5 protein-coding genes are annotated in these 7,067 nt (G+C 71.1%); 3 read left to right on the top strand and 2 right to left on the bottom strand.

Annotation, left to right across the window (positions count from 1 at the left end; all coding sequences use genetic code 11):
* Both ABZT49_RS33565 and ABZT49_RS33560 read left to right on the top strand, forming a co-directional pair.
* The coding region (locus ABZT49_RS33565; protein ID WP_355292857.1) for a porin family protein at window positions 1-649 on the top strand (649 nt) is incomplete at its 5' end.
* Window positions 650-856: 207 nt separating this feature from the next.
* Entirely contained in the window at window positions 857-1,855 is a 999-nt protein-coding gene (locus ABZT49_RS33560) for a PHB depolymerase family esterase (RefSeq protein ID WP_355292855.1), read from the top strand.
* A gap of 4 nt (window positions 1,856-1,859) precedes the next feature.
* Here ABZT49_RS33560 and ABZT49_RS33555 read toward each other — a convergent pair whose 3' ends face one another.
* Together ABZT49_RS33555 and ABZT49_RS33550 are read right to left on the bottom strand one after the other, a co-directional pair.
* Window positions 1,860-3,200, bottom strand: a complete 1,341-nt coding sequence (locus tag ABZT49_RS33555) for a sigma-54 dependent transcriptional regulator (protein WP_355292854.1) — start codon at window positions 3,198-3,200, stop codon at window positions 1,860-1,862.
* Complete coding sequence (locus tag ABZT49_RS33550) at window positions 3,197-5,080, bottom strand: ATP-binding protein (RefSeq protein ID WP_355292852.1); 1,884 nt, start codon at window positions 5,078-5,080, stop codon at window positions 3,197-3,199. Before ABZT49_RS33550 ends, ABZT49_RS33555 begins: the two co-directional genes overlap by 4 nt.
* Window positions 5,081-5,468: 388 nt before the next feature.
* Here ABZT49_RS33550 and ABZT49_RS33545 point away from each other — a divergent pair, with 388 nt between their 5' ends.
* Window positions 5,469-6,818 carry a dicarboxylate/amino acid:cation symporter gene (locus tag ABZT49_RS33545; RefSeq protein ID WP_355292850.1) on the top strand — a complete coding sequence of 450 codons (1,350 nt, stop codon included), beginning with the start codon at window positions 5,469-5,471 and terminating at the stop codon, window positions 6,816-6,818.
* Window positions 6,819-7,067 lie beyond the last annotated feature (249 nt).

Raw genomic sequence — 7,067 nt, 5'->3', positions numbered from 1 at the left:
CGTGCTCGCCTTCGGCAACCGCAACAGCAACGACGGCTTCGTCGGCGGCGGCCAGATCGGCTACAACTACCAGTTCACCCCGGGCTCGGGCGTGGTCTTCGGTATCGAGGCCGACGCCCAGTACGTCGACTTCGGCCGTGACCGCAACCGCTACGCCTTCGCGACCGTCGCCGGCGGCGGCGTCGCCCCGGGTACCCTGGTGTTCAACCCGAACGGCATCTCGGGCCTGGACTTCTTCGGCACCGTGCGCGGCCGTCTCGGCTACGCCTGGGATCGCACCCTCGTGTACGCCACCGGCGGTTTCGCCTACGGCTCGGGCGGCGGTCGCGATTTCGGCCTGACCAACAGCTCGCGTGACGAGTTCCAGACCGGCTGGACCGTCGGCGGCGGCGTCGAGTACGCCCTGCCCACCGACTCGTTCTTCAACTTCTTCCGCTCGTCGGCGGTGACGCTGAAGGTCGAAGGCCTGTACGTGAAGCTGGATCAGGGCAACCGCAACAACGGCGTGTTCGCCCAGACCGCCAACGGCACGCAGTACTCGGTGTTCTCGCCGGGCGTGGTGTCGGTCGGCCCGTCCACCCTGTACCGTCGCGAGACCGAGTTCGCGGTCGTCCGCGCCGGCCTGAACTACAAGTTCAACGCTTTCTAAGCGTCACGATCCGTCACCTCGACGGAGCGGAGCCCGGCCGAAAGGCCGGGCTTTTCGCGTTTATATGGACCGCCGACGATGGAACGACGCCTCGTCCGCAAGAGAAGGATCCGTCCTCGTTGAAGCCCGCTTGCCGCTGCGGCACGCTGCCGAATCGCGGCGCCCCGCCCGATCCGAGGAGGCGCCCCGCCGGAGACCTTGAGCGTCATGCGCGACACGCGGCCGAACACCCTCGCGGACGCCTTCCGCCGCCTGCGGGCGGGCGATCCCGCCGGCGCCTTTGCTGCCCTGCCCGAGGGCGTGCGAGACCTCGCGCGCCGGGTCGGGGACGGCCTGGCGCGATTTCGTGGCGGCTCACGCCCCGGCGCCGCCGCACCCTCTCCCGGGCGCCTCCTGTCCGAGACCTATGCGGGCCCGCCGGGGCAGCGCGCCTACCGGCTCTATGTGCCGGGCGGCTATCGCGGCCGGCCGGTGCCGCTGGTGGTGATGCTGCACGGCTGCACCCAGTCGCCCGAGGATTTCGCCGCCGGCACCGGCATGAACGCGCTGGCCGAGTCCGAGACCTTCCTGGTCGCCTATCCGGAGCAGACGCGGCGCGCCAACCAGGCCCGGTGCTGGAACTGGTTCAGCCCTGCCGACCAGTCCCGCGACCACGGCGAGACCGGGGTGATCGCCGGGATTACCCGCGCGGTGATGGCGGCCTACGCGGTCGATCCCCGGCGGGTCGCGATCGCCGGGCTCTCGGCCGGGGGCGCGGGGGCGGCCAACGTCGCCTCGGCCTATCCGGACCTCTTTGCCGCGCTCGGGGTGCATTCGGGCCTGTGCGCGCTGGCCGCCCGCGACCTGCCGGGAGCGCTGGCAGCGATGCGCGACGGCGCCGCCGGGCAAGCGCCGCCGATCCCCACCATCGTGTTCCACGGCGACCGGGACGCCACCGTGAACCCGAAGAACGGCGCGGCGCTGATCGCCGCCACCAGCGGCCGCCTCATCCGGCGCGAGGATGGGCGCTCCCCGAACGGCCGCGCCTTCGAGAAGAGCCTTTACGCCGACGCGACCGGCCGACCGGCTTACGAGCACTGGGTGATCCACGGCTCCGGCCACACCTGGTCCGGCGGCGACCCGGCCGGCAGCTACACCGATCCGCAGGGCCCCGACGCGGCCCGGGAGATGTGGCGGTTCTTCCAGGAGCACCCGCGGCGGGGCTGATCCCTCACCGGTAGTCGTTCGGATCGAGCCCGTGGCGGGCGATCTTGTCGTAGAGGGTCTTTCGCGGGGTGCCGAGCGCCTCCGCCGCCACCCGCACGTCGCCGCCGGCCATGATCAATTCGTCGCGGATCAGGCCGCGCTCGTGGCGGTCCATCTGCTCGGCCAAGGTCGCCGCCTTCGCCGGTTCGGCCTGGGCCGGGCCGGTGGGGCTAAGGCCGAGCGCGCAGCGCTCAGCGAAGTGGCCGAGCTCGCGCACGTTGCCGGGCCAGTCGTGCCGGCTCAGGTGGTCGCGGATCGACGGCGTCACCGGCGGGGCCTCGCGGTTGAAGCGGGCGGCGGCCTTGCGCAGGAAATGCTCGAACAGCAAAGCCACGTCCTCGCGCCGCTCGCGCAAGGGCGGGATCGCCACCGAGACGACGTTCAGGCGGTAGTAGAGGTCGTCCCGGAAGGTGCCCTGCGCGGCGGCCTGGCCGAGGTCGATCTTGGTGGCGGCGACGACCCGCATGTCGACGGGCTGGATCGCATTGGTGCCGAGCGGCTCGACCACACGCTCCTGCAGCACGCGCAAGAGCTTGACCTGGATGTTGAGCGCCATGCTCTCGATCTCGTCGAGGAAGAGCGTGCCGCCGTCGGCGTGCGCGATGCGCCCGACCCGCTTCTTGAGCGCGCCGGTGAAGGCGCCGGCCTCGTGGCCGAACAGCTCGCTCTCCACCACCGTGTCGGGGAGCGCGCCGCAATTCATCGCCACGAAGTTGCCCTTGGCCCGCCGGCTCCAGCGGTGGAGCGCGCTCGCCACCACCTCCTTGCCGGATCCCGTCTCGCCGAGCACCAGCACGTCGACATCGGCCTCTGCCACCTCGCGCACGAACTGGCGCAGGCGGGTGATGGCGGGCGAGACGCCGAGGAAGGCCGGATCCTCGGCCACCGCGGCGTCGAGGCGCGCGCGCAAGGTCCGGTTCTCCTGCACCAGGGCGCGGCGCTCCAGGGCGCGACGCACCGAGGCGACCAGGGTCTCGGCCGGATAGGGCTTGGCGAGGAAGTCGTAGGCGCCGGCGCGCATCGCCCGCACCGCCATGGTGATGTCGCCGTGGCCGGTGATCAGGATCACCGGCAATTCGGGATCGGCCTCCTGGAGGGCGGAGAACAGTCCGAGCCCGTCGAGCCCCGGCAGGCGCACGTCTGTGACGACGACGCCCGGCGGGTCGGCGAGGATCGCCTTGAGCGCCGATTCGGCGTCGGCATGGGTCTCGACGGCGAAACCCGCGAGGTCGAGGCTCTGGCCGTTGGCCCGGCGCACCTCCTCCTCGTCGTCGACGAAGACCACGCGTTGCGACGGCGCGCTCATGCGGCGGCTCCCCGAGCCGCGGCGGCTCCCGGAACGGCATGGGCGGCGGCGGGCGCGAGCGGCAACTCGACCCGGAACAGCGCACCGCCCTCAGGGCTCGCCCCGGCCGAGAGGGTGCCGCCGGAATCCTCGACGATCCCGCGGGAGATCGCGAGGCCGAGGCCGAGGCCGCTCGCCTTGGTGGTGAAGAACGCGTCGAAGACCTGCGCGCCCCCGTCCGGCAGACCGCTGCCGTTGTCGCTCACCTCCAGCACCGCGCTTCCCCCCATCGGGCTCTCCCCCAAAACCCGCACCGTCACGGCGATGCGTGGCTCGTCGACGCCCGCGACCGCGTCGAGGGCGTTCTGCACCAGGTTGACCACGACCTGCTCCAGCCGCGGCCCTTCCCCCGGGACATAAGGCGACGGCTCGGGCAGAGCGAGGGCGAGATCGACGCCCGAAAGCCGCCCTTCCACCACCTCCAGGCTCGCCCGCACGACGTCCGCCAGGGCCACCGGATCGCGCCGGCCCGAGGCCTTGCGGGCGAACCCTTTGAGCTGGCGGGTCAGGCCGGCGATGCGCTCGGTCAGGCGGCCGACGGCGGACAGATTCTCGGTCGCTTCGGGCAGGCGCCCGCGCTGGATCAGGATGCCGGCATTGTCGGCGTAGGAGCGGATTGCCGCGAGCGGCTGGTTGATCTCGTGCGCCATGCTGGCGGCGAACTGGCCGAGCGCGGCGAGGCGCCCCGCATGGGCGAGCTCGCGCCCGAGGCGCTGGCGTTCGGCCTCCGCCAGCCGCCGCTCGGCGATCTCGGCCTTGAGCTGGCGGTTGGCCTCGGTGAGGGCCTGCGTCCGCGCCCGCACCCGCTCCTCCAGCTCGGTGCGCCGCGCCGCCGCCTCGGCGAGGCTCGCCCGCAGGCGCCGGCGCCGGGCGGCGATCTCGGCGAGGCCCAGGGCCGCGAGGCCGACCGCGAGCCCGGCGATGACCTGGGCCTGGACCCGCTCGCGCCCGACCGCGACGCCGATCCGGGTCAGGGTGTGGAGCCGCCAGGTCGTGCCGGGGATCGGGGCATCGAGCGGAAGCGCCAGGCGCGCCGGCTCCGCCCCGTTGCCGACCCGCACCAGGGTCCCGTCCGCCGCCGGATGGAGCGGCAGGGGCTTGAGGGCGGCATCGCCGAATTCGAGCCGCTCACGGATCAACAGGCGCTCCTCGTCCGGCACCGGCCGCAGGGCGCCGAAGCGCCAGGCCGGCTCGCTCGCCATCAGCACGATGCCGCGGGGATCGGTGACCATCACAGTCTCCCCGCCCTTCCGGCTGCCCTCGCGCCAGGCGGCCTCGATGCCGTCGAACTCGACCTTGACGACCACCACCCCGGTCCGTCCGCCAGGGCCGGCGACCCGGCGGCTGAGATAGAGGCCGGGCCGGCCGCTGACGGTGCCGAGCGCGAATTGCCGGCCCGCCCCCTCGCTCTGCGCCTGCTGGAAATAGGGCCGGAAGGCGTAGGACGCCCCGACGAAGCTGCCCGGCTCGCCGGCATTGCTCGCCGCCACCGCGGTCCCGTCCTGGCGGATGACGTAGATCACCGCCGCCCCCGACGCCCGGGCGATCTCGGCCAGCCGGTCGTTGACCCGGGCGAGCAGAGCCGGATCCGGCGCCGGCCCGACCACCGCGGTGATCTCTGGGTCGCTGGCCAGCGCCAGCGGCAGCGAGCCCTGCTTCTGCATCTCGGTGCGGAAGGCGGCGACGTGGAGCGCCAGCGTCGCGTTGGCCGAGCGCCGCAGGTCCATCAGCGCCGCCCGCTCGGCATAGCGGCCGGCGAAGAGCGAGGCGGCGAGCACCGCCGCGAGGCCGAGGAGCCACGGCAGCGCCGGGGAGCGCGGCAGCGCGCGCCAGCCGGTCACGGCCGCCCCGCGGGGAGACGGGCCCGGATGCAGTGGAGTCGGGCCCAACAGATTTGGTTCCGGACGGTTGCGGATTTCCGCACCGGATCCGGGCCCGCGTTGCGGCGCGCCGGAAGGCTCCACCGGGCCGTTTCCTCCATCATTCTGAAAAACCTTTTATTCGTCTGTACTTAACAAAAAATTTCGAATTTTTCCCGGCTGGCACGCCGGTTGCCATTGTGTGTCCGTCCGCGGCCCGCCGCGCACCGGCAGGCCTGCGAAAAGGTCGACACCCGTCGAAAGCCCAAGACGCTGGAAGGCCAAGACGCCAGAAGGCCAAGACCAAGAGCATCCCCGCGATCCACCGCGAAAAGCCGACCCGCAACGAGCCATATAGGGAGAACGTCCGATGGCTACGATCCCGTCCCCGCTGACCGCGCCCCACGCGCCGCCGAAGCCCAAGCCGATCTACAGGACCCTCTATTTCCAGGTCCTGGTCGCCGTCGCGATCGGCATCACGCTCGGGCATTTCTACCCGCAGCTCGGCGCCGACATGAAGCCGCTCGGCGACGCCTTCATCAAGCTCGTCAAGATGATCATCGCCCCGGTGATCTTCCTCACCGTGGTCTCCGGCATCGCCGGCATGACCAACCTCGAGAAGGTCGGCCGGGTCGGCGGCAAGGCGCTGATCTACTTCCTCACCTTCTCGACGCTGGCGCTCATCGTCGGGTTGATCATCGCGAACCTCGTCCAGCCGGGCGCAGGCATGCATATCGACCCGAAGTCGCTTGATCCCAAGCAGATCTCGATGTACGCCGAGAAGGCGAAGACGCAGTCGATCACCGACTTCCTGATGAACATCATCCCGAATACGGCGGTGAGCGCGTTCACGAGCGGTGAGATCCTGCAGGTCCTGTTCTTCTCGATCCTGTTCGGCTTCGGCCTCGCCTTCCTGGGCGACCGCGGCAAGCCGGTGCTCGACTTCATCAAGATCCTGTCCGAGGCGGTCTTCGGCGTCGTCCACATCATCATGAAGGTCGCCCCCCTCGGTGCCTTCGGCGCGATGGCCTTCACCATCGGCAAGTACGGCATCTCCTCGCTCGCCAACCTCGCCTACCTCGTCGGCGCGTTCTACCTGACCTCGGCGATCTTCATCTTTGGCGTCCTCGGCGCCGTCGCCCGCTACAACGGCTTCTCGATCGTCAAGCTGGTCCGCTACATCAAGGAGGAGCTGCTGCTGGTGCTGGGCACCTCGTCCTCCGAGTCGGCCCTGCCCTCGCTGCTCGAGAAGATGGAGCGCGCCGGCTGCTCGAAGCCCGTCGTCGGCCTCGTCGTCCCGACCGGCTACTCGTTCAACCTCGACGGCACCAACATCTACATGACCATGGCGGCCCTGTTCATCGCCCAGGCGACGGACACGCCCCTCTCCTACGGCGAGCAGGCCCTGCTGCTCCTCGTCGCGATGCTGTCCTCGAAGGGCGCGGCGGGCGTCACCGGCTCAGGGTTCATCACCCTGGCGGCGACCCTGGCGGTGGTCCCCTCCGTGCCGGTCGTCGGCATGGCGCTGATCCTCGGCATCGACCGCTTCATGTCGGAGTGCCGGGCGCTCACCAACTTCATCGGCAACGCGGTCGCCTGCATCGTGGTCGCCCGCTGGGAGGGTGAGGTCGACATGGACCGCCTGAAGGCCGCCCTCGACGGCAACCCGATGCCGCTCGACGAGGTCGCCCCGGTCCCGGCCCTCCAGGCCGCCGAGTAAGCGACGCAGATCAGTGACGCTCCGGGGTCTCGGCCCCGGGGTTGAAGGTGGGGGCGGCCCTGCGCGCGGCGCGGGGCCGCCCTTTCGCGTTTCGGTCTATCGTGTCGGCGCGAGCGCGTTCCACCGAAACGACATGGGCCCTCTTCTCCCACCCGCGACCTCATCCTGAGGTGCGACCGCAGGGAGCCTCGAAGGAGGCCTCCAGTAACCTCTGCGATCTCTGGAGGCCTCCTTCGAGGTCAGTCGATC

Origin of the sequence: Methylobacterium sp. EM32 (genome assembly GCF_040593685.1) — a bacterium.
Classification (GTDB): Bacteria; Pseudomonadota; Alphaproteobacteria; order Rhizobiales; family Beijerinckiaceae; genus Methylobacterium.
The sequence above is the reverse complement of the archived record's forward strand: the minus strand, read 5'-3'. Positions and strand labels throughout refer to the sequence as shown.